General features: G+C 35.1%; 20 protein-coding genes and 1 tRNA gene. 4 read left to right on the top strand and 17 right to left on the bottom strand.

What is annotated here, in order from left to right; genetic code table 11:
• Nucleotides 1–182: 182 nt before the first annotated feature.
• The 3 genes from IGK96_RS03365 to IGK96_RS03355 all read right to left on the bottom strand — a co-directional run bounded on the left by IGK96_RS03365 (nucleotide 183) and on the right by IGK96_RS03355 (nucleotide 6658).
• On the bottom strand, nucleotides 183–4487 hold the full coding sequence (locus IGK96_RS03365) for a bacterial Ig-like domain-containing protein (protein ID WP_085443209.1): 4305 nt from the start codon (nucleotides 4485–4487) through the stop codon (nucleotides 183–185).
• 175 nt (nucleotides 4488–4662) lie between these two features.
• A complete protein-coding gene (locus IGK96_RS03360; RefSeq protein WP_002407190.1) occupies nucleotides 4663–5994 on the bottom strand; it encodes a hypothetical protein in 1332 nt (443 codons plus the stop codon).
• A gap of 112 nt (nucleotides 5995–6106) precedes the next feature.
• Entirely contained in the window at nucleotides 6107–6658 is a 552-nt protein-coding gene (locus IGK96_RS03355; protein ID WP_002374279.1) for a helix-turn-helix domain-containing protein, read from the bottom strand.
• Between the two features lie 213 nt (nucleotides 6659–6871).
• Here IGK96_RS03355 and IGK96_RS03350 point away from each other — a divergent pair, with 213 nt between their 5' ends.
• Together IGK96_RS03350 and IGK96_RS03345 are read left to right on the top strand one after the other, a co-directional pair.
• On the top strand, nucleotides 6872–7579 hold the full coding sequence (locus IGK96_RS03350) for an AzlC family ABC transporter permease (RefSeq protein ID WP_070415722.1): 708 nt from the start codon (nucleotides 6872–6874) through the stop codon (nucleotides 7577–7579).
• Nucleotides 7566–7892, top strand: coding sequence for an AzlD domain-containing protein (locus tag IGK96_RS03345; RefSeq protein WP_002398013.1), 327 nt, complete (start codon nucleotides 7566–7568; stop codon nucleotides 7890–7892). The genes IGK96_RS03350 and IGK96_RS03345 overlap by 14 nt, the downstream gene beginning before the upstream one ends.
• Nucleotides 7893–8243: 351 nt before the next feature.
• Here the strand turns inward: IGK96_RS03345 and IGK96_RS03340 are convergent, their stop codons facing one another.
• Genes IGK96_RS03340 through IGK96_RS03330 form a run of 3 tightly spaced genes read right to left on the bottom strand, consistent with a single transcriptional unit; the run spans nucleotide 8244 to nucleotide 13397 of the window.
• Nucleotides 8244–11636 (bottom strand): bacterial Ig-like domain-containing protein, encoded by a 3393-nt coding sequence (locus IGK96_RS03340; protein WP_438755829.1) that lies wholly within the window; start codon nucleotides 11634–11636, stop codon nucleotides 8244–8246.
• A gap of 28 nt (nucleotides 11637–11664) precedes the next feature.
• Entirely contained in the window at nucleotides 11665–11985 is a 321-nt protein-coding gene (locus tag IGK96_RS03335) for a hypothetical protein (RefSeq protein ID WP_071646764.1), read from the bottom strand.
• Nucleotides 11985–13397, bottom strand: coding sequence for a helix-turn-helix domain-containing protein (locus IGK96_RS03330; protein WP_085443387.1), 1413 nt, complete (start codon nucleotides 13395–13397; stop codon nucleotides 11985–11987). Before IGK96_RS03330 ends, IGK96_RS03335 begins: the two co-directional genes overlap by 1 nt.
• Before the next feature lie 131 nt (nucleotides 13398–13528).
• On the opposite strand from IGK96_RS03330, the gene IGK96_RS03325 reads away from it, so the two are divergent.
• Nucleotides 13529–14707 (top strand): IS256-like element ISEf1 family transposase, encoded by a 1179-nt coding sequence (locus tag IGK96_RS03325; RefSeq protein WP_000997695.1) that lies wholly within the window; start codon nucleotides 13529–13531, stop codon nucleotides 14705–14707.
• Between the two features lie 38 nt (nucleotides 14708–14745).
• Here the strand turns inward: IGK96_RS03325 and IGK96_RS03320 are convergent, their stop codons facing one another.
• The 3 genes from IGK96_RS03320 to IGK96_RS03310 form a co-directional block, all read right to left on the bottom strand.
• Nucleotides 14746–15162, bottom strand: coding sequence for an Ig-like domain-containing protein (locus IGK96_RS03320; protein ID WP_438755824.1), 417 nt, complete (start codon nucleotides 15160–15162; stop codon nucleotides 14746–14748).
• A gap of 265 nt (nucleotides 15163–15427) precedes the next feature.
• Nucleotides 15428–15592 carry a hypothetical protein gene (locus IGK96_RS03315; RefSeq protein WP_155282185.1) on the bottom strand — a complete coding sequence of 55 codons (165 nt, stop codon included), beginning with the start codon at nucleotides 15590–15592 and terminating at the stop codon, nucleotides 15428–15430.
• A 568-nt stretch (nucleotides 15593–16160) separates the two neighbouring features.
• Nucleotides 16161–16233: transfer RNA gene (locus tag IGK96_RS03310), tRNA-Thr, on the bottom strand.
• Between the two features lie 158 nt (nucleotides 16234–16391).
• Here IGK96_RS03310 and IGK96_RS03305 point away from each other — a divergent pair.
• Nucleotides 16392–16628, top strand: a complete 237-nt coding sequence (locus tag IGK96_RS03305; protein ID WP_002381528.1) for a hypothetical protein — start codon at nucleotides 16392–16394, stop codon at nucleotides 16626–16628.
• Between the two features lie 73 nt (nucleotides 16629–16701).
• Here the strand turns inward: IGK96_RS03305 and IGK96_RS03300 are convergent, their stop codons facing one another.
• The 8 genes from IGK96_RS03300 to IGK96_RS03265 all read right to left on the bottom strand — a co-directional run bounded on the left by IGK96_RS03300 (nucleotide 16702) and on the right by IGK96_RS03265 (nucleotide 24460).
• A complete protein-coding gene (locus tag IGK96_RS03300; protein WP_002356625.1) occupies nucleotides 16702–16974 on the bottom strand; it encodes a membrane protein in 273 nt (90 codons plus the stop codon).
• A 105-nt stretch (nucleotides 16975–17079) separates the two neighbouring features.
• On the bottom strand, nucleotides 17080–17709 hold the full coding sequence (gene upp, locus IGK96_RS03295) for a uracil phosphoribosyltransferase (protein WP_002356624.1): 630 nt from the start codon (nucleotides 17707–17709) through the stop codon (nucleotides 17080–17082).
• A gap of 131 nt (nucleotides 17710–17840) precedes the next feature.
• Nucleotides 17841–19079: a serine hydroxymethyltransferase gene (gene glyA, locus IGK96_RS03290; protein ID WP_113821029.1), complete on the bottom strand. Its 1239-nt coding sequence runs from the start codon at nucleotides 19077–19079 to the stop codon at nucleotides 17841–17843.
• A gap of 75 nt (nucleotides 19080–19154) precedes the next feature.
• Nucleotides 19155–20177, bottom strand: coding sequence for an L-threonylcarbamoyladenylate synthase (locus tag IGK96_RS03285; RefSeq protein ID WP_033625648.1), 1023 nt, complete (start codon nucleotides 20175–20177; stop codon nucleotides 19155–19157).
• Nucleotides 20178–20220: 43 nt separating this feature from the next.
• Nucleotides 20221–21054 carry a peptide chain release factor N(5)-glutamine methyltransferase gene (gene prmC, locus IGK96_RS03280; RefSeq protein ID WP_070415724.1) on the bottom strand — a complete coding sequence of 278 codons (834 nt, stop codon included), beginning with the start codon at nucleotides 21052–21054 and terminating at the stop codon, nucleotides 20221–20223.
• Complete coding sequence (prfA, locus tag IGK96_RS03275; RefSeq protein ID WP_002356619.1) at nucleotides 21047–22120, bottom strand: peptide chain release factor 1; 1074 nt, start codon at nucleotides 22118–22120, stop codon at nucleotides 21047–21049. Before prfA ends, prmC begins: the two co-directional genes overlap by 8 nt.
• Nucleotides 22121–22131: 11 nt before the next feature.
• Entirely contained in the window at nucleotides 22132–22716 is a 585-nt protein-coding gene (locus tag IGK96_RS03270) for a thymidine kinase (RefSeq protein ID WP_002356618.1), read from the bottom strand.
• Between the two features lie 226 nt (nucleotides 22717–22942).
• Complete coding sequence (locus IGK96_RS03265) at nucleotides 22943–24460, bottom strand: flavocytochrome c (protein WP_002356617.1); 1518 nt, start codon at nucleotides 24458–24460, stop codon at nucleotides 22943–22945.
• Nucleotides 24461–24600: the final 140 nt, after the last annotated feature.

The following is a 24600-nucleotide window of genomic DNA, read 5'->3' as shown; positions in this document are numbered from 1 at the left end:
CTCCAAACTATTTCATAAAAACAACTATCTTAACAGAAAAACCTGCTAATAGGTGTTCTTAAACTAAGTAACTTGTAAAACTTCCTATTTTCCAAGGAAACAGCTACCCTCATTCATGCACTTATTCATCTTTTAAGCGTGGAACAAAAGTCACTTTAAACTTTTGCCCCACGCTCATTTAATTATTTTCGTTTCTTCTTGATGACTATACCACTAATAATCACAATAAGTAATACAACAAGTCCTAGCACACGATATAAACCATTAGTTTGTTCTCCCGTTTTTGGATAACGTCCTTGCTTGTCAGGTTTCACAATGTGTGTGACATACTGACTACTTTTTATCGTGGTTTGATTCGTTGAGGAACTAGTCTGGTTGTTCTCATTTTTATCTGGTAGCGGTGTAGGATTACGATCAATCACATGAACAGTTGCTACTGTCGTTAATTGACGAGGTGTTTCGTTTGAAAACATTGAGAAAAGTCGTGACTGCACAGCTGGTTTGGTTTCATTAACTGGCTCAGTGGTATAGGAAATCTGGTACTCTCCTGTTTTCTTTGTATCAACTTTCCCTTTTACTTGAACCTTATCAAAGGATATAGCATGACCGTCACGATCTGTTGCTGAAACGAAATTATCTTCTGGTTTCCATGAATCACCAACATAAATCGTTGTATCTTTAACCTCTAACTTAGATTGGTCGGGTTTGACGGTCACATTAGCTGTTTCTTTTTTACCTTCGTAACTGTAAATGATTGAGTAAATGCCCGCTTTGCTAGTATCAACTTGACCTGAAACAGTGATTTTTTCAAACGGAACGTCTTGACCTGTTTTGTCTGTCGCGGAAACGAAGTTATCTTCTGCTTCCCATTTATCACCCACATAAATTGTTGTATCTTTGACCTCTAACTGACTATCATCACGGACATGAACGATTGCTTTCGCTTCTTTTGTGCCATTTTTATAGACAATTTCATAATCGCCTATTTTATCAACATTCACTGTTCCCTGAACGTCAATTTTTTCAAAAGGAACGTCTTGGCCTGTTTTGTCTGTTGCTGAAACGAAATTATCTTCTGGTTTCCATTTATCACCAACATAAATCGTTGTATCTTTAACCTCTAACTTAGATTGGTCGGGTTTGACAGTCACATTAGCTGTTTCTTCTTTACCTTCGTAACTGTATACGATTGGATAAACGCCTGCTTTGGTGTTATCAACTTGACCTGAAACAGTGATTTTTTCGAATGGGACATCTTGGCCTGTTTTATCTGTTGCTGAAACAAAGTTCTCTTCTGGTTTCCATGAATCGCCGACATAAATCGTTGTATCTTTGACTTGTAAACGACTGTGATCAATTGTTTTCGTTAATGGAATTTTTAGTTGATTGTCTCCTTTGACCAGCTTAATGGCTTTTCCTGTCAAGTACTCTTCATCCACGGAATATTCCTGCGGTACATTCGTTACTCGCAAAGTATAATCACCTGTCATGATGGCATCAAAGGAGTATTGACCTTTTTCATCTGTTGTAAATTCGGTTGCTGTATGCGTGACATTATCAATTAGTTCAAAAGAAACCTTCGCAATTGCTTGGTTTTCATCCTCTATGTTATGCGTATAGAATGTGGCAGTTGCTAAATAAACAATGCCTTCCGCATCACCTTCTGAGAATTTCAATGTGATTGGCGCAGTGGTGACTTTTTTCTTGCTAGCAGACATCTGGTCCAATGTTTCAGAGTCGATTGTTGTTTCTGTATAGATTTGGCCAGCGTTTGCAGAGACAGTATTGTATTCAATCGTAATGTTTTCTGTCAATGTATAGTCTTTAAAAATAATTTTCGCACCGTTTGTAGTCTTCTCTAATGAATAAGCATCTTCTGGCACACCTTTCACGGTAATAGAATTCAAATCGATTTGAGCATTGGTTGTGCCTTTTGGTGTTAATTCAATCATTGGATTTTTCACACGATGTGTTTTATTATCAATATTTTTTGTTGTTACTGTCGTTTTTGTTACATTTTTTAATGTTGGATTCGCCGCTTGTGTTGCACTCAAAATGTCTAACGCTTCATTTTGAACAGAAACCGAAGCAGACCTTTCATTATTATTCGATTGTGGTTCTTTAGCTGTCCCTGTTATATAAAGAGTTGGCACGTCGATCCAGCCATTGGCGTTTTTATACTCAATAATGTAACGTTTGTTGGTTTTTCCAAAATCAAACGTGTAACTATTGGTATTTTCGTCAAAAGTAATCGTTGGGTATCCAGGACTGTCTGGTGACATTGGTTTATCAAAATAATAGCCACGATCCCAGTATTGTGGATAAATTGAATCTACCTGATCGTTTGAAACATCATAAATATCAAAAAGAACATCGGCGCCAGCTGGAATTTTTGTACGGACGCTTAGTGAGTCAAAAGAATCATTTCGTGCATTGACAAGGAATTGATTTTTACTACTTTGAAGTGTTCGTTCAGAACCAATGTGTCGATTGGTATTTACTTCTGTTTCTATAGGGGAAATGCCATCAGCACTCATTGTCACAGGAATTTTATCAAAAGGAATACTTTTATCTTTTGGTAAACTATCTGGCACGTAATTAAAGCCAATTGGAATTTCAAGTTCATTTGTAATTGGCGTAGTGAACTTAATGATCGAACCATCTGAGGTTGGTGTGACTGTATAATCTTTCCCTAAAACATAATATGAAAAATAAATATCTTTTGTGGCTCTAACAGATAGATATTGCGGATGCTTTATTTTAATCTCTAAATTTTCAATGGGGTTGGCCTTACTACCTGCTACAGCTATTTCGGTATCACTCATATAAGCACCGTTTCGATCATAATTTCCCCATGTCGCTTCCGCATTCGTAGGATTTAACATAGCGATTGGTTCAATATATTGATCGGATACTAATTGAATGGCTTTATTGGGACCAATTACAGGGGTACTTAATGATAGATTAATGTCCTTCTTGTCAAAATCCATTGTTAAATCAGAAATATTTATTCTTAAATAGCTATCTTTTGTGGCCGTTAAGATAAGCTTGCCCCCTTCAGTTTTAATATCAAAATAGTCTTCCAATTTTACATATTCATATAAAGGACCATACGCCATAAATTTAGGATTCTTAATTTCTTGACCGTTTGTACTTTCTAATACGATTTGTTGACCCATTTTTGTTTCTGTTAACGTGCCATAAATTGTTACATAATATTTCCCTTTGCTTCGAAAACTGATATAGGATATACTACGCATTTCACGGTCAGCAATTACTTTACTTGTTTGACTCGTCTTAGCAGTAAAATCGGTTGTTTTATTCGTTCCTGTCGTATTTTTTAACGAAAGAGAACCTAACTTGGTTGTTGGATATTGCTGATAAAATGAATAACTGTAGTCCGAAACACTCTCTAAATAAATTGTCCGATTAATCGATAAGGAATAGGCTTTTTGTTGATTCATGTTTGGAACGGTTACAGCAATCCGCCCTAGCGAATTATCGCTTAATATATAATCTTTGCCAGGTGTTAACAAGGTTTGCGTTTCTGGTAAAATTTGACCATTAATATCGACATCGTAACTGAAAACTTGAGGTTCCAAGTTATCTTGTTTTCCAAAGACAGCGCCTGGCGTCTCTGTTGTTAATAATTCTAATGTTTGATTGCCAGTTAACGTCCGGTCTAAATTATAAAAAATTTCGCCATCTAACCCTGTCGTTCTGGTTCGTTCGTTATATTGAATTGGTTCCACTTGTTCATATAAATCAAACGAGTAGGTTTTTTTATTTTTTCCTGGAGTTTCAATTTTGATTAATGGTTTCGCCTCTGTTGTTAGATAACTTTTTAGTTCTACTTTAAAGGAAGTATCTGAAACTCGTTGATTAAACGTAATACTTAATGTTTTGGTTGCCGCATCGACTGCCCAAGTTGCGCCAATGCCCGTCACATCTCCGCTAACAGTTGAATAACCTAAATGTTCTGGTAATTGAACTGTATAAACTGATCCAGGTGCATAACCTGTGTTTCCAACAGCAAATTGGAACGTAGCGGTTACCGGTGTTGTATTTAATTCGCGGTGAACCTCTGTTTGGCTGTATTCTGTTCCACCAATCGGCGCAAGACTCATACTGTCAAGTAGTTCATCTGTAATTGGCGCTTGAACATCTGGTAGGGCTTTTTCATTAAGTGAGGTGTCCTTGTCCTCCGTTGTTTGTTGTTCAGATGGTGTAGCACCACTGGAAGCTGTTGTGCTCGCCTCTGTGGTTTGCGATTCAGTTGTTGCAGTTGGTTGATTCATTTCTGAAGTATTCGTTGTTTCTAAAGGTAAAGATGGTGTTGAGTTCGATAACTCTGCCTCTTTTTTTGCTGTATCAGTGGTCTCTGTTTGTGCTTCTGTCGTTGTTACAGCATAGGCATTTACGGCAAACCCGAAATTTTGTGCGAGAAGTATACTCAACATCACAAAAGAAAAAGTTTTTTTCTTCATACTAATCCCCTTTCAATAAAATTCATATAACCTAATAATAGCTTGTTAAAAATGAAACAATTGATTAATTTTTTTTGAATCTTCGAAAAAAAAAAACATCTTTTCATAAAAAAACACTTGGAAAATCAGCTACAATCACTGTTTTTCCAAGTATTTTTTTATTAATATTTGTAAATTATCGTTTCTTTTGACGAAAAACGACCACGAAATAAACTGCAATAAACAATAACACTAAGAGCGAGTTACTATTTTTAATGAAAGTTAAAAATTGACTTGTTTGCATTGAAATGCCTTTGCCGCCAGTCAATTCTAATAAAAATTGTGTCGTGCCACCTTTGCCTACTACAGTGACTAACATAAGCGCCATCAAAATAAATTGATGGAATAAACTCCCTTTTGTTTGTGTTGTATATTTGATAAGGATGCGGCTATCTTTTGGCAAATCTGTCTCTTGATAATATCGCCTAGCTAAAAAGCTGTTCAATGTGCTTTTGAAAAAACTCAAGAGAAACAGGCCTAAAATAGTCCACGAGGTAAGAAGTAATATTCCCAAACTTCCCGCCAGACCAACCATTGGTATGTTGTTTGACCATTGTTTCGTTTTACTAGCTGCAATCATTGCAAAAATCATCCCTAAAACATAAGGTAAATAGAGATAGATGCCCATATGAGCTCTGCCATAAACCCCTGCAACATAAATGGAACCAAATAAAAATAAATAGTTCCCGACAATCCCGTTAATCAAGGTCGCAAGATTCATTTCTAGCGATACTTTATACGCGCCGCGTTTGCCATAATGACTAACGAAAAGGACAGCCACCACAAAGAAACAGCAGGCGCCAACAATCGCATAATCAAATTCCACCGCATTCGTTAATAAGCGACCACTTCTTAATAAAAGTAATAACACAAAAAAGATAACAAACAGAATTAATTCTTTTCGTGAAACTTCTGCTGATTCTTCTTCTAGCTCGTTTAATGAAACAGGATAGCTCTTGATTGCTACTAAAGCAACCAGAAAATAGAGCGCGTACACCAATAACGCCAGTCCAATCTCAGTCGCTTTAAAAAATAAAGCGCCAAATAAAACAGCGGTCAATAAGACTGTCGTTAAAAGATTGCTATGACTGATTTTTTGACCTTCTTCTTTCAAGAAAAAGCGAATTGATTGATTACTTGGTGGCAACAACGCCCCACTAAGTCCTAACAACATTCCTGAAATACTATAAAGCGGGAAAGAAAAAGCGCCGGCGATCCCAATTAAGGAGCCTGCCAAGCCTAACAATAGAGAAATCTTTAGTAGACCTAGACTAGTCAAAGACAAATTAATTCCTCGAACCAGAAAAATGCCTGTCATACGCAATGTATAAAATAAGACAAATGGTAAAATTGTTAGAAGGTTGTGTCCATCACTCAATTGAATGTAAAGTAAATAAGGCACAACAATAATCGTATTACTTAGTAAACTTAATGCTGTATTACCAAGACTTTCAATTTTTTTATTCATTTTGACCTCTTCTTTTATCTTTCATTTTCTATTATTTTTAGGGTAGCATTGTTTACTTTTTTTGTCCATAAAATAACAGATGTAGCAATTTCCTAATGTTTATTTTCCAGTGTTACGTATAATAGTTAATGACGACTGCTTGGACTTTCTCTGTTCCGTCATTTATATACGTGTGTACTTGATTAGCATCAAAATACATAGCGGCGTCTTTTGGAAGAAGGTATCTCTGACCGCCCACTTCAATAGCTAATGCTCCTTGAATAACCATGACATATTCTGTCGAACGTTTTGAATGCCCAACAGCTTGATACTTTTTCCCTGGATCTAATTCAAACTGAAAGAGTTCAAAGTTTCTTTCCTGGTTGTCTGAGTAGTAATTAAAGACTCGATAGGAGTGATCTTCAGAATGTTGTGTTACCGTCTCAGTTTTTTTAACCACGGGATTTTCTTTAACATAGTCATCTTCTAATAAATACGTATATGGAACATTGAGTCCATTACTTATTTTCCAAATTGTATTTATAGTAGGATTGGTGGTTCCTTTTTCAATCTGCGAAAGCATCCCTTTACTGACTCCGGTTATCCCAGCTAGTTCATCCAACGTAAGTTTTTTTTCTTGTCTAATTTTTTTTAAATTATTGCCGATAATTGTATTAATCTCCAAAATAGTTGCTCCTTCTGTTTCTTTTTATTATCCAAAAGTTTAATATATTGAACAAAAGTATTCTTTATTGTATTATACAATATATATCTTAGTTGTTCAAAAGGAGTGGTTAATAATGAAAACGCTCATTCGCTCGTTGTGTCTTATTATCGAAGGTCTAGATTTTCAGACACACGTGTTTAAATTTTATACAGAAAGAAGGAAAAAAAGAGAATGAACCACCAATTAGATGCATGTACTGGCATTCGTGAAGCCTTGCCAACGGTTTTTGGCTATATTGGTATTGGCATTGCTTTTGGTATCGTAGGACAAGCAGCAGGTTTTTCCCCTCTGATTGTTAGTGCGATGTCGTTTTTTATTTTTGCAGGCTCTGCTCAGTTTGTAACGGTTAGTATGTTGACTGGTGGCAGCCCTATTTTATCCATTGTGTTAGCGACTTTCTTAGTAAATGCGCGTATGATTCTTATGGGAATGACCATTGCGCCTTACTTTAAAGCCGAATCTCTCGGTAAAAATCTCTGGTTGGGAACCTTACTGACGGATGAAAGTTTTGCACTAGGAATGAATAAATTAAATCACACCAAAGGACGTTTAAGCTTTGAGTGGTTTAATGCTACCAATTTGATTTCCTATGCGACTTGGGTTTTTTCGACGATCATCGGTGCCTATCTAGGGCGCTTTATTGCAAATCCTCAAGCATTAGGTCTTGAGTTTGCGGTCGTGGCTATGTTCATTGGTTTACTCTATCTGCAGATAATTAGTGATCGTTCCATGAAAATCGCTTTACAACTCATCATGGTCCTGATTACTTTTGGGTTGATGTCTATTGGTCTAATTTTTATTCCCAGTAATTTAATTGTCTTAGTTGTCACGTTAATCGGTTGTGGAATAGGAGTGATGATAAAACATGCCTTCTTCTGAGTATCTCTTTTTAACAATTTTAGGCTGTACCGTTGCAACCTGGCTTTCAAGAATACTGCCATTTTTACTTTTAAAAAAAATCAGTCTGCCACAGAAATTATTAGAATATCTAAGTTTTGTTCCCATTGTGATTATGTCCGCCTTATGGTTTAGTAGCTTATTTGAACAAAGAATAGGGCATTTACCAAGCCTCAATCTTCCTTATTTATTCGCTTCATTTCCTACCATTTTAGCCGCAATACTCTCTAAAAACTTATTGATTATTGTACTGGTAGGCATTGCTTCATTTGCACTAATCCAAAATTTTATCTAAAAAAACAGACAGGCACTACCAGATGGTAGTGCCTGTCTGTTTTTTTAGATGCCAGCTGCAGGGATCAAACCTGTGACCTACGCGTTACGAGTAAATAAAAAGTAATACCATGATGTCAAATCCTTTTTTATTAATCTCTTTTTACAAATAATCCAATATTTACATCGAATAAAATACATTTTAGGCAATTTTTAGTCATCTAAAAATAACTACTTATTAACTCTATGCCCCCTAGTACGTCTAACTTAATACATAGAAACTAAGCTGAGGTTTGCCTAAAAGTAAAAAAGTATACAAAGATTAAATTTGCATACTTTTTTACTGACTTTTTACCTGTACTTTTATAAAAAATTACTTTTTACTTCTAAAAAACCATACAAATGTAGTTCCTAATAATATTACTACACCTAAAATAGTTGAACCAACTGAATAATCTTCATTAGTTTTAGGAAGTGTTTTATATGTTTTGCTAGAATGTAATTTTTCATTCTTAAATATTTTTTTATTCGTGTCTATGTCTTTATTTTTGTCAGTTGCGTCGCTTCTATTTGTATATATATATTTTATATTAGTTAAAGTATTAACAAATTTCCCATTCTTATTTTCCGGTTCTTCTTTTAGAATATAACCATCAATTTTTTTTGCTTTAGTTTCATACTTATCGCCAATTTTACCACGTATAATAGTATCATCTGCTATTTTATTTCCTTTTTCATCTACATATTGAACTATAATAATTGATTCATTGTCATGTTTTTTTTCTTTTACAGTTACTGTGATCGTAGTGCTAATTCCTTCATAACTATACGTAATTGGATATTCCCCGGGTTTAGTTGTATCTACTTCGCCACTTACTGTGATTTTACTGAAGTCTATTTCGTTACCATCTTTATCTAATGCGCTATCAAAGTTATCTGAGGCCGTCCATTTTTCGCCTACATAAATTGTTGAATCATGCCCTTTGATACTGCTCTTGTTTTCTTTTACAGTTACTGTGATCGTAGTGCTAATTCCTTCATAACTATACGTAATTGGATATTCCCCGGGTTTAGTTGTATCTACTTCGCCACTTACTGTGATTTTACTGAAGTCTATTTCGTTACCATCTTTATCTAATGCGCTATCAAAGTTATCTGAGGCCGTCCATTTTTCGCCTACATAAATTGTTGAATCATGCCCTTTGATACTGCTCTTGTTTTCTTTTACAGTTACTGTAATCGTAGTGCTAATTCCTTCATAACTATACGTAATTGGATATTCCCCGGGTTTAGTTGTATCTACTTCGCCACTTACTGTGATTTTACTGAAGTCTATTTCGTTACCATCTTTATCTAATGCGCTATCAAAGTTATCTGAAGCCGTCCATTTTTCGCCTACATAAATTGTTGAATCATGCCCTTTGATACTGCTCTTGTTTTCTTTTACAGTTACTGTAATCGTAGTGCTAATTCCTTCATAACTATACGTAATTGGATATTCCCCAGGTTTAGTCGTATCTACTTCGCCACTTACTGTGATTTTACTGAAGTCTATTTCGTTACCATCTTTATCTAATGCGCTATCAAAGTTATCTGAGGCCGTCCATTTTTCGCCTACATAAATTGTTGAATCATGCCCTTTGATACTGCTCTTGTTTTCTTTTACAGTTACTGTAATCGTAGTGCTAATTCCTTCATAACTATACGTAATTGGATATTCCCCGGGTTTAGTTGTATCTACTTCGCCACTTACTGTGATTTTACTGAAGTCTATTTCGTTACCATCTTTATCTAATGCGCTATCAAAGTTATCTGAAGCCGTCCATTTTTCGCCTACATAAATTGTTGAATCATGCCCTTTGATACTGCTTTTGTTTTCTTTTACAGTTACTGTAATTGCAGTGCTAATTCCTTCATAACTATACGTAATTGGATATTCCCCAGGTTTAGTCGTATCTACTTCGCCACTTACTGTGATTTTACTGAAGTCTATTTCATTACCATCTTTATCTAATGCGCTATCAAAGTTATCTGAAGCCGTCCATTTTTCACCTACATAAATTGTTGAATCATGCCCTTTGATACTGCTTTTGTTTTCTTTTACAGTTACTGTAATTGTAGTGCTAATTCCTTCATAACTATACGTAATTGGATATTCCCCGGGTTTAGTCGTATCTACTTCACCACTTACTGTGATTTTACTAAAGTCTACTTCGTTACCATCTTTATCTAATGCGCTATCAAAGTTATCTGAAGCCGTCCATTTTTCGCCTACATAAATTGTTGAATCATGCCCTTTGATACTGCTTTTGTTTTCTTTTACAGTTAACAAGTTAGTATATTCAGCACTCTCCCCTTTTGAATTAATCACCTGATAATTTATTTTATATTCACCTGGCTTAGACTGATCAAAACCACCATTATTAATAATTTTAATGTTATCTGTAATATCTCCGTCAATCTGATCATATGCCTCAGCCAACCCTAATAAATCTATCGGAGCATCAGTTGTATAAACAGTAGCATCCTTTGCTGTGATAAAAGGTAGGAAACTTCCACTATTCGTAGGATAGTAAGTTCCCACTCCATTACTTCCAGTACCAATTGAGACCCCATTAGCATCAACTGCAGATGTTTTTATACTTACAGTATCATTAATTGTATTTGTTAAAACATAGAAATCTGCTGCGATTGCACTACCCATGCTACCAGAGCTAGTTAATTCATTAAAAACAATGCTCAACACTTTATTATCATCTGACCACTGAGTCGAATATTCTGTACTAGCATCATGCATTTCTCCGATTTTTCCACCAGATATTTTCAAACTATCTGTATCTATTGGATAATTAGATTCCACTGTGAATATATATGGACCACTTCCACTTATATTATTATATTTTCCATTAAAAATTCCTGCAAACCAGTTTTGAGCATTTTGTGTATAATAAAATTTACCAGGAAGTCCTGTTCCATTATTATTCGGTTGATATAAACCATGTCCATCAGCTTCTAATGCATTCCAATTTACTCCTGGAGTTACAGGTGTACCTACTATGGCCCATGATCCACCACTATTTTTAACGTGTAAAACCATATTTTCAGCTAACAATTCCGATGTAATTTCACTACTGATATAGGAAGACGTAAATGGAAAATCTAAAGGTCCTTCAACCCCAGTTGGACGACCAGTAATTGAAACCGAAATATTTCCATTAAAATTTACATCTTGCTTAGCCACAAGCAATATTTGTCCATTTTTTTCATCTATTACTAAATCAAAATAGGGGTCTGAACTACCTCCTGATGCGAATCTAATAGTAGAATAATCTAAACCTTCACCAGATATATTTAAAACAATCTTATCTCCTTGCTTGATTTCTTGAGTATCCTTTATGGTATTCAAATTCCACGTAAATGATATTCCTGTACTTGAAGGTATATAACTCGTTGGAACATCGTTATTAAATTCCACATTTGGTATACCAATAGATTTTTCACTGATTTTCTCCTCTGGAGATGCTATTTTTTCATCAGGAAGAACGCTAGAATCTTGAGAATTCTCAACCTCTGAATTAGAAGGAACTGTTGTATTTACAGTATTATTTTCACTTTCTGGAGCTAACGTATTATCCTTAGTTTCATTAATATTATTTTTAATGTTTAAAATCTCGTCAGCGGTTTCAGCAAACGATACAACTGGTGTACTTACTAGTGACATAGTAGCAAATATAGTTCCAAAATTGATAATTTTTTTTAATTTCATGTTATTTTTCCTTTCATTACAAGCATGATTATTTTTTTCCAATTAAAAAAGTTCCTACTAAAGAAGTAATAATTTTTTCTACTTCTGTTCCTCTATTTTTACCGCCTCCGCCTGTTGACTGCTTTTCCATGAGTACTATTTTTTTTTCTATTAAATCAAAATTTTTCTTTTTATATTTATAGGTAACTATATTAGTTTTTTCGTTTCTATTCACCTGATCAAAAATTATATTACTAGTGCTATAAGTATTTTTCAAATAGGTAGTATTTCTACTAAATAATTGGAAACTTAGTAAATTTTGGCCTAAAAAAACAAGTACACTTAAAACTGTAAAATAGAAACGTTTCATTAAGATTCTCCTTTTAGTTTAATAACCATCTCAGCAAATAACTTCCAGTCATATTCAAGTGGAGGTTTTTTCCATATTACTTGTTTGCATAACACTTTATGATTATATATGTCAGATATATATATATCTGTATGTGACATTAATTTTTCATCTAAAATTATATTTAAATAATTAAAAGCATCTATATTTGTTTTTATAAATTGGTTATAGATTTCGCCTCCAGAAAAATCGACATTTACATAAATAAATTTTTCTAATCGTCTCATATCTTTAAATTTCAAAAAAGCAAACATCAAATCATAATATAAATGCGTTTTTTTTATTATATTCCATTTACTACTGTCGTTCTTCTTTATCGAAGAAACTATATTATGAACTAATTCATGTGTTTTTGGAAAACTTTCTTTAAAAAAGACATACTGATCATCAGCAACAAATGCTGAAAAAGAAAACTTGGTATATTCCCATTTAAAAAAAAGCAACTTAGCTAATTTTATAAAATCATCTGGTATATAGTCTAATTTTTTTAAATTCAAATGATGTAATAATAATTTAAAACCTTTTGTTTCCTCTATGGAAATATAACCCTCATTCTCTATGTATTGGTTCAGTACCAAAAATAACATAATAAATTCAGATTCTCTAGTAACTTGAAATTTATCTAAGAACAAATCGTTTTTATTAAACCACTTTGACAGGTTAGATTCAATCAATGATATATCATTCACTAAAATTGATTCTTCAGCAAAATTTTTATTGCTAATTCTTGTATATTGTACACATAAAATCATTTTCAGTTGAGCGAATTGATTTGCTGTAAATGATTTTGAAAATATTAATTGTAAATCAGATAATAAAGTTTCAATACGATTAGCATTTTTAAGCAAACTTCTAGGTATGTGAGTACCATAATAGTAAAAAAGCAATTGAAAACAAAATAAGCGTATATCTAATTCATTACCTATAAACCTACTTTTTTTCAGCTTTATATTCCAATTCACCAAAAAAATATTAATTTTTTTTACGATACTATATGCAGAACCCTTACTCAGAAAACACATTTCAGCATATTCAGGTACTAAGTAATTTTCACATATAGCTACTTGAACTAAAAAATTACATTGTAAAGAATGTTCGAAATAGTATCTACGTATATTATTATAATCTTTTTGGGTTAAATTTTTAAATTCAATTATTTTATTATCTTTTACTACTATAAAACTATCTATGCCCATAAATTGAACGTCTTCAATTAATTCAACTAAATATTTTCTAGTCTTAAACGATGATAATTCTAAGGTATTAGCTAAAATAGTTTCTTCTAAATAATCTTCACTTAACATAAGTACCTTATATATAAATAATTTATATCGAAAGTCATCTTCAAGAATCTCATCCATTAATGTATCCATATTGTCTATTACTCCCTGTTAATTGAGAGTGTAAAATATTTTGTGTAAATGAAAAAATCCATACAAAAAAGGAAGTCGCTTCTGTAGAATAAAGTTAACGACAACCAATTCACAGAAAAGAGGACTTCCCTATGAATGATTTTACTACAGAAATTGTGCAAACTCTAGTCACTAAAGGCGATTTAAATGAATTATTCCGTTCGCACTTAGAAAAAGCGATAAACACACTCCTACGGACTGAATTAACGGCTTTTTTAGATTACGAAAAATATGATCGCACTGGTTTTAATTCAGGTAATTCGAGAAACGGTTCTTACTTTCGATCAATCAAAACCGAATATGGTGAATTAACATTGGAAATACCTAGAGATCGTAATGGTGAGTTTAAACAACAAACTTTACCAGCCTACAAAAGAACAAACGATACATTGGAAACCACTATTATCCATTTATTCGAAAAAGGTGTTACGATGTCTGAAATTGCTGATTTGATCGAAAAAATGTACGGTCATCACTATACTCCACAAACCATGTCCAACATGACTAAAGTTCTGACTGAAGAAGTAAATGCCTTTAAATCCAGAGCCTTAAATGATAAGTATGTCGCTATTTTTATGGACGCTACTTACATTCCACTAAAACGTCAAACCGTATCCAAAGAAGCGATTTATATTGCCATTGGTATACGAGAAGACGGCACTAAAGAAGTACTGAGTTATGCGATTGCTCCAACTGAATCAACATACGTTTGGAATGAGCTGCTACAGGATATTAACTCCAGAGGAGTTCAAGAAGTCTTGCTTTTTATTACGGACGGCTTAAAAGGCATGAAAGATACTATCCATCAAATTTATCCTAAAGCAAAATATCAGCATTGTTGTATCCATGTATCTCGTAATATCGCTCATAAAGTACGTGTCAAAGACCGAAAAGAAATCTGTGATGACTTTAAGGCTGTTTATCAAGCTAACTCAAAAGAAGAAGCGAATACCTTCTTATCCGGCATGATTGAGAAATGGAAGAAAAACTATCCTAAAGTGACGCAGTCACTCATAGAAAACCAAGACTTATTAACTTTTTATGATTTTCCACCTAGCATTCGTAGAACCATTTACTCAACCAATCTAATCGAGTCTTTCAATAAGCAAATTAAAAGATACAGCCGTAGAAAAGAGCAGTTTCAAAATGAAGAATCACTAGAACGCTTTCTAGTCAGCATTTTTGATACATACAATCAAAAATTTCTAAACAGAAGCCATAAAGGTTTTCAACAGGTAACCGATACATTAGTTTCAATGTTTACTGAGTAACTAATTATTTTGCAGGAGGACAATTTATTTACACAAAATTATTGACGCTCCCTTCCTTTTCGATTGGCAGTATTCGTTTCATAGTAATCAGTAAAAGTAATCACTACCTCACCTGTAGTTTTATCTAATTTAGCTGTTCCTACTATATTGCCCAAATCATCTACCAAATTGAATGACGTATCATTTGCTATAATCAATTCTTTTGGCAATTTAACTGTCATAGTATCTCCAGCTTTTATCGTTGCATCATCTGGTATATTATACTCATAATGAGCAATCATTGTTTCACCAATCTCAAACTCATTCTTAGGATTTCCATCAGTATCCTGTAATTCTCCTTTTGTTATAAAACCATCACTATAGTCTACAGCTAATGCCGTTGGCATTTGAATAAAATTAATAAGAATCAACGTGACAATCATTGTTAACGATAAATATTTTTTTATTTTTTTCATTTACATTTTCCTCCTTTAATATTTACAGTTTTATTGTATAATTATTTTTTTATTCTATTTGTATTATTTTCCCCAGCTAGTTCAATAAATTTTTAAATCAACAAAAAAAATTTATACAATAATCAAAACTTCTATTTAAAATTGTATGTACCTTCTAAAAAATTTTTTATCAACAAATTCAACCAATCATTGAAACATTAGTAATTTTTCATAAAAAAAAAGAATAGAGCTCATACATGAACTCTACTCTTTCAATTCAAATTAACTAATTTGTAACTAAAAATTTTTTCACTTGATTATGATTACTCAAAATCAAATCATCTGTAATTTCTTTATTTTTACCATCTTCAAACACTAACTCCCATGGGCTGTCTTTTGCATGAGTCGCTGATACAATTTCATAATCTTCTTTTCCCTCTGTAACAGACAAAACCTTATTATCGCATCATTTAAACAATTTAATTTTTCATTATCTAACAAACTTTTTACAGTTGTTTCCGAAATATCAGATTTTTCAACTTGCTTATTTTCGTTCTTATACTTATGATATACAGACCAATAAACTGGTCCATAAGTAAAAGCTACAGGATTTTATTTAAACAGTTTTTCTCCTTTGAGTAAACATTCAGCATAAATCATATATAATATTTTTTGCAACCGTAAATGGATCATTCCTTTTATGCCCAATACATATTCCGCACTATCAAAAGGTTTAAGGTATGTCTCTTTAAAATTGTCTTTCAACAATTTAAATAGAACGATTAGGTCATTCATCCATTACTACAACCATTGGTACCTATGGTCATTTATACCCTAATTCTCAAAAATCAATGAGTGACAAATTTGATAATTATGATATTTTTGAACTATAAAATAACACGTTTTAAATACTAATTTTTAATAAGTAGGCAATTTTAGACATCGAAAACTTTCAAAACACAAAAAAGACAGATATACCTATTACCTTTACGGCTTGGTGTATCTGTCTTTTCAATCTATGCCAGCTGCAGGGATCGAACCTGTGACCTACGCGTTACGAGTGCGTTGCTCTACCAACTGAGCTAAGCTGGCCTGAAACAAATCTATTATAGGACTTTCTACTTTATTTGTAAAGTATGTTTGTTATTTATTTATGCAAAATCTCTTTAAAATAAGCCAAATAGCGACTTTACAAACTTTTTTCTGAAAATGTGGTATAATAGAGATATCAAGAAAGGATGGTTTTTTGTATGTCAAATTTTAATGGTATGGTTACTCCTGTTGTTCCATCGGATGCTGGTAAGGATTTCGCCGTTGACACCCATGTTACTTTTCTTGTTCACGGACAGCCACAAACAGGCGTTGTTACGAAACAATTAAAAAATGCCGCTGTCGTCGAAATTGACGAAACGCAAAAAAACAATCACTTAATGGTGCACAGCAATGGTGTGATTGTTATTAATTACAAACAATTGAAAAAGATTTAATTCTTCAAGCGTGGGAAATTTCCCCCGCTCTTTTTTATGTACAGAATTGGAATACTTTCCAATTCGTCGGAAACTATAATGCTGTAATAAACGCAAAAAAACCAAAAATAATTCCGGGCACATTAGCAAAAATAATGGACTTATCTCGTGTTTCTCCATCGTCTCCATATAACCCATGAATCGTCCAAAAAATACAATTAATCATTGCCACTAATGGTTGCGTCGGATTGCCTTTTTCCCCATGTAAATTTCCATAAATTTGTGGAATATATGAAACATACATCAAAACTGACATCACACTAGCAATCACAGCGATAGCGTGTAAGACTTTTTTATTCTTTTTCATAGCTCCTCCTTTGTTTTTTTATTTTTTATTATACACCTAGAAAAGTTCTTCAAGCAAAAGAAAACCGTTAGTAACCATAATCGGTTATCTAACGGTTTTTTGTTATTATTTTGTTCCAAATAAACGGTCACCAGCATCCCCTAAACCAGGAACGATATAGCCGTCTTCGTTTAAGCGCTCATCTAAAGCTGCTGTATAAATATCTACATCTGGATGCGCTTCTTGTAAAGCTTTCACACCTTCTGGAACGGCCACTAGACATACAAATTTAATGTTGCTAGCACCACGTTCTTTTAATGAATCGATGGCCATAATTGCGGAACCACCTGTTGCTAGCATTGGGTCAACAACAAATAATTGACGACTTGCAATGTCTTCAGGTAATTTCACGAAGTATTCATGTGGTTGCAATGTTTCTTCATCACGGTAAAGTCCAACGTGTCCAACTTTCGCTGCTGGAATTAATTCTAAAATCCCATCAACCATGCCAATGCCGGCACGTAAAATAGGAATGATTGCTACTTTTTTCCCTGAAAGTGTTTTTTGTGTTGATTTACCCATCGGTGTTTCGATGACAACATCCTCTAAAGGCATATCCCGTGATACTTCATAAGCCATTAACATAGCAATTTCGTTGACAACTTCGCGGAAAACCTTTGTCCCACAGTTCTTTTCGCGAATCATTGTTAGTTTGTGTTGAATTAGCGGATGATCAATTACTTGAAATTTTCCCATATCTATTCTCCTTCATTATTTTATTCTTTCTTATTGTAAAACAAAAGAGCCTAGGACACAAGTTGAATTCCTTAAATCCTAAGCTCCGACTCTTATTTGTACAGAGAATCGCGCTTCAGCTATCCCTGATGTTAGTTATATAATGGATATTTTTTAGTTAGCGCTGCTACAGCTGCTTTGACTTCATCATGAACTGCTGTATTTTCTGGATATTTTAAAACTTGAACGATTAATTTAGCAACTTCTACCGCATCTTCTTCTTTAAAACCACGTGAAGTAATCGCAGGCGTTCCAATACGGATACCACTTGTTTTAAATGGACTTAATTGTTCAAACGGAATTGAATTTTTATTGACAGTAATATTTACACTATCTAAAATAGCTTCTGCTTCTTTTCCATTTAAACCAAAACCTGTCACTTCAATCAGTAATAAGTGGTTGTCTGTTGCCCCACTAATTAAACGAGCTTCTGGCGCTTGATTGAAAACTTTCGTCATCGCTTGCGCATTTGCAATCACTTGCTGACTATATTCAGCAAAACTTGGATCCAATGCTTCTTTAAAAGCTGCGGCTTTTCCGGCAATCACATGTTCCAATGGGCCACCTTGAATGCCTGGGAAAATACTACTATTTACTTTTTTCGCCAATTCTTCGCTATTTGTCAAAATTAAACCGCCACGAGGACCACGCAATGTTTTATGGGTCGTACTTGTTACGATATCAGCATACGGAACTGGATTTGGGTGCAACCCTGAAGCTACCAAGCCTGCAATATGCGCCATATCAACCATTAACTTGGCATCTACTTCATCAGCGATTTCACGGAAACGTTTGAAATCAATCGTTCGTGAATACGCACTTGCGCCAGCAACAATTAATTTTGGACGATGTTCTCTTGCTAAAATTCGCACAACATCGTAATCGATTACTTCTGTTGAAGGATCCACTCCATAACTGACAAAATTATAGGTTTTTCCACTAAAGTTAACGGGCGAACCATGTGTTAAGTGACCACCAGCTGATAAATCCATCCCCAAAATGGTATCACCTGGTTCAACCAATGAAAGGTATGCCGCTGTATTGGCTTGAGAACCTGAATGGGCTTGTACATTCGCGAATTTTGCACCAAATAATTCTTTGGCACGATCGATAGCTAAATTTTCTACGATATCGATAAATTCACAACCACCATAGTACCGTTTGCCAGGGTAACCTTCTGCGTATTTATTCGTTAAAATACTTCCTTGGGCAGCCATAACTGCTTTTGACACAACATTCTCAGATGCGATTAGTTCCAAGTTATTTTCTTGGCGCTCTTCTTCTCTTGCAATTGCATTCCATAAATCTGGGTCATACGTTTTGTAATCCATTCAAACAACACTCCATTTTGTTTTCTTTTGTCTGATTGTATCATACTTCTGTGTCAGCTTCGTTACAAATACCTCTTATTTTTCAAAAAATTTTTGATTAGCTGATTTTTTCAAGCGATTCATGTAAGCAGTGCCTAAACCAGTTTCTGCAAATCCTTGCGCAAAAATCGTGGTAGCTCCTTGCTCATCTAACGCTCTTAACCCTGCAAATAGTTCTTTTGTGGCATTTTCAACCGTTTCTGCACCATAGGAATAAACAAACGCATTTTCTGTATCTAGTTGTGCTGCCTGTTCATCACTTAAAAATAAGCCGATTTTTTCCTGTTGTTCTTTTGCTTGCTGAATCGCCGCTTGCCATTCTGCTGTTTGACCGCTTATAATCCAAACTTCCGCATCAGGAGAATAGTGTTTGTATTTCATCCCTGGCGCTTTGGGTGCTGCATTTTCGCTAATTAAATGTGTATCGATTTTCACTTGGGGAATAATGCTTTCCAACTGCTCTTTGGTAATTGCTCCTGGTCGTAAAATAACTGGCACACCATCTTCCGCCGTTAAATCCAAGACCGTTGACTCCACCCCAATCTGCGTTGGGCCATCATCTAATATGGCAGCAATTTTCCCCTGCAAATCATGATAAACATGCTCTGCAGATGTTGGACTAGGCTTGCCAGAAGTGTTCGCACTTGGTCCGACCAATGGAACATTGGCTTGTTCAATCAAAGCTAAGGTCGCTTGGTTATCTGGCATACGAAAAGCGACTGTCTCTAAACCACCTGTTACTGTTTTAGAAAATGTATCGCTAGGCACATTAAAAATTAAAGTTAATGGTCCCGGCCAAAAGGCAGACACCAATTTTGTAGCGACTTCTGGTAAGGTCGCCACGTATTTTTTGACCATTTCAACGTTGTTCACATGAACGATCAATGGATTATCACTGGGGCGGCCTTTTACTTGGTAAACTTTTTTTACTGCCGCTTCATTTAAGGCATCGGCACCTAAGCCATAAACAGTTTCTGTTGGAAAAGCCACTAGCTCACCTGCTTGAATGGCTGCTGCTGCTTGGGCTATTTCTTGTTTGGTTAATTTTTTTGTTTCCATTGCAAATCGCTCCTTCTAGAAAAGTGGCGACGAAGAACCTTAGTTACTCGGCTATCGCGAGGCGATCGTTGCCAGATAAATCTTTTTCAATTTTAATTGTTTTTTGTGGATAGGCGGCGCTCAATAATTCTTGGAGGGCCGCGCCTTGTTGAAACCCTATTTCAAAATAAATTTTACCGTCTGCTTTAAGCATCGTTTGACTTTCATGAATTAATTGTTGGTATAAAGCCAAACCGTTATTTTCAGCGAATAAAGCGGTTTTAGGTTCATACGTTCGGACACTTGCATCCATTAAATGCCATTCTTGTTCACTAATATAGGGCGGATTAGAAATAAGCAGATCAATTTTTTCAGAAGCAACTGGCTGTAAGCCATTCCCATGATAAAATTCGATGCCAGCACCTAATGCTTGCGCGTTTTGTTTAGCGACAGTCAACGCTTTCTCTGAAAGATCAATGGCAATAACTCGCCAGTTGGGCCGTGCCAGTTTCAAGCTAATCGCAATGGCACCTGTCCCTGTTCCGACATCCACGACCGTCAAAGGAGTATCTGGATTGGCTTTTAAGCAACGCTCGACTAATTCTTCTGTTTCTGGTCTAGGAATCAAAGTATGTTCATTAACAATAAAGGAATGTCCATAAAATTCAGCTTGTCCTAGTAAATATTGTGCTGGGTAATCTGTCAATAATTGGGCTAAATCCGTTTTTAATTGTTTCTCTTCTTCTTTGGGCATTTCTTCTTGCATATGCAGGAGCCACTGCGTTTTATCCCAACCTTTACGTTCTAAAAAAACATAGCGAATAGCATAGCCTTCTTTGCCTTGCGCCTCTAAAAAAGAAGAAGCCCAGTTAAGGACTTCAAAGTAACGTTTAGCCATTTTGCATCTCTTCTAATTTCGATGTTTGATCATATAAGACTAATGCATCAATGATTTCATCTAATTTGCCAGCAAGAATCTGGTCTAGTTTTTGGATGGTTAAACCAATACGATGATCCGTTACTCGATTTTGTGGGAAGTTATACGTTCTGATTCGTTCTGAACGATCTCCGGTCCCCACCGCCGATTTACGGTTAGCATCATATTCACTTTGTGCTTCTTGTTGAATTTGGTCATACACACGAGCACGCAAAACTTTCATTGCTTTTTCACGGTTTTTTAGCTGTGAACGTTCATCTTGCATTGCGACCACGATTCCTGTTGGTAAATGGGTTAATCGAACAGCCGAAGCGGTTTTATTGACGTGCTGTCCACCAGCGCCACTTGCATGATAAATATCGACACGGATATCTTTATCAGCTAATTCGATTTCGACTTCTTCCGCTTCCGGCATAACTACAACGGTTGCTGTCGATGTATGAATCCGTCCTTGTGATTCTGTTGAAGGAACTCGTTGCACGCGGTGAGCGCCACTTTCGTATTTTAATTTTGAAAAGACGTTATCTCCTGAAATCATCATAATTACTTCTTTATATCCACCGATTCCAGTGACGTTCGCTTCTAAAACTTCCGCTTTCCACCCTTGTGCTTCTGCATATTTTTGGTACATATTAAATAAGTCGCCAGCAAAAAGTGCGGCTTCATCGCCACCGGCTGCACCACGGATTTCCATGATGATATTTTTATCATCATTTGGGTCTTTTGGTAATAATAAAATTTTAATGCGGTCTTCTAACACTTCTTTTTCTTTTTTCAAATCAGAAAGTTCTTCTTTCGCCATTTCGGCCATTTCCGCATCTAAGTTTTCACTTAAAAGTTCTTCGGCATCGCTAATCCCTTCAACAACTTGTTTATATCGGCGATAAACCTCAACCGTCTCACGTGTATTAGCTTCTTCCTTCGATAATTCCATGAAACGTTTTGTATCGCTAATGACTGCTGGGTCACTTAATAATTCGCCCAATTCCTCATAGCGATCTTCAATAGATTGTAATTGATCGTACATAGTGTCTCTCCTTACTGTTCTTCATTCACTGTTTTTGGATGAAAATAATGTTTGCGACAAACAGGATAGTAGGCTTCATTCCCACCAATTTGGACTTGATCCCCTTCATAAACGGGTTTGCCATCAATATAGTGCAAGTTCATAGTTGCTTTTTTATGACAGAACCAGCAAATCGTTTTTAATTCTTCTAATTTGTCTGCATATAAAAGTAAATACTTTGAGCCTTCAAATAATTCATTTCTAAAATCATTCTTTAGCCCAAATGCCATTACTGGAATATCTAATTCGTCAACAATTCGTGCAAATTCAATGACATGATGCTTGTTTAAAAATTGACATTCATCGACTAATACGCAAAAAGGTTTGTAAGACAAATCATTAATCAAGTCAAAGACATTGGTTTCTTCAAAAATTGGAATAGCATCTCTGCGTAATCCGATGCGACTGGATACTTTCCCGACACCATCACGTGTATCTAGTCCACTGGTCATCAAAACAACTGGTTTGTCTTGTTCTTCGTAATTGTGTGCTACTTTTAAGATTTCAATGGTTTTACCACTATTCATTGCGCCATACTTGAAAAATAATTGAGCCATGTTCACTACACCTTTCCGTTAGTTCCTTACGTATTTTACTATATTTTCAGCAAAAAAGCAGTATTTTTAGCTAAAATGGTCGTGCATTTTTCTGAAAAAAACAGAATCTACGCCAAAGTCATTTTAGCAGAGCTGTTTATACTACAACTAATGATCCTGCTAGTATGCAATAAAAAAGCCCGAAATTGTAGTTATTTGACTACAATTTCAGACTTTTTAATGCTAGTTATTTTTGAGCAGAGGCAAATTCTGCTGATTGCGTACCTGCTTGACGACCATAAATGATAATATCGGCGATGGCATTGCCTCCGATACGGTTTTGACCATGTAAGCCACCTGTTAATTCACCAGCAGCATATAGACCTTTAATTGGTGTGCCATCTTCACGTAAAACTTCTGTTTTCGTGTTGATTTTCACGCCACCCATTGTGTGGTGAATCCCTGGTGCAATTTTAATTGCGTAGTAAGGGGCTGTGCTTAAGTCAGCTTCCATGCCAGTTGTCCGGCCAAATTGTTTGTCATCTTTGGCATTAACATCTTGGTTCCAAGTATCAATCGTTGCTTTCAATGTATCGGCAGGCATGCCAATTTTTTCAGCTAATTCTTCAATCGTTTCACCTTTTTCCACGAAACCTTTTTGATCATAGAAATCAATGGCTTTTGCACGGTCGCGAACGCCTTGGTCAAAGACTAAATAAGCTGATTTTTCTGGTAAGGCATTGATTGCTGCAGAAACTTTGTCACGTGTATCTAACTCATTAACAAAACGTTCTCCTTTTTGAGAAGCCAAGATTGCGCCTTCTCCACGAACTGCTTCACCAATTAAGAAAGCATCGCTTTGTTGAACAGTTGGGTGAATTTGAATTTCTTTCATATCCACTAACGCACCACCAACTTTTTGAATCATTTGGATACCGTCACCTGTTGTTCCTTCTTGGTTCGTTGTAACATAGTTTTTCAATTCTGGTTTGTATTGTGTAATTAATTTTTCGTTGGCACCGAAACCACCTGTTGTGACAACGACTGCTTTTGCTTTAACTGTTTTTTCTTTATCATCTTTCATTTTCACTTTTACGCCATCAATTTGACCGTTTTCTTCAACTAAGTCTGTGACGTCAGCATCAACAAACAATGGAATTTTTTCTTCGCGAACGTTACGTACTAAACCGTCAACTAGATAGCCCCCAATTGCTGATCCGTCAGCAGGACGGTGTGTGCGTTTTTCGCTCATTCCACCTGTAATCGTTAAATTGCTCAATGTAATTCCTTTTGTATCTAACCAATCAATTGCTTCAGCTGAATGATCAACAAAATAACGTAGTAATTCTTGATCGTTGGTTCCTTTACCGCCTTTTAGTGTTTCTTCAAAGAATTTATCGTTGCTATCTTTAATGCCTTCTTTTTCTTGGAATTTTGTTTGTGAAGCATTCATTCCTGAAGACGATTTAATTGTATTCCCACCTGCAACAGGCATTTTTTCTAAAATAACTGGATTCATGCCAGCTTCTTTGGCTTGTAATGCAGCGGTCATCCCCGCACCACCTGAACCAACAATAACAACATCATAACTGTCTTTTAGTTCACTTGGATCTGTATAACCATTAGCAGAGGCACCAGATGTTGCTTCTGTTTTTTCAGAAGATGCTTTTGTTTTACCAGCAGCTTTTTCTTGATCGCTTGTACAACCTGTTGCTGCACCTAATAATAACCCTAGGGAAAGAACTCCCATTAACACTTTTTTCATTGTTTTCCCACCTTATAAACTATTGATTTCTACCAACACAATTTCTTATTTTTCATTTGAATAAAAATAACAGTTTGTTACATAAAGTGAACACATTCACATATCAACCGAAATAAAAAAGCTACCACTACTTTTTAAAG

Source organism: Enterococcus sp. DIV0682, assembly GCF_051712685.1.
In the GTDB taxonomy this organism is placed as follows: domain Bacteria; phylum Bacillota; class Bacilli; order Lactobacillales; family Enterococcaceae; genus Enterococcus; species Enterococcus faecalis.
The sequence above is the reverse complement of the archived record's forward strand: the minus strand, read 5'-3'. Positions and strand labels throughout refer to the sequence as shown.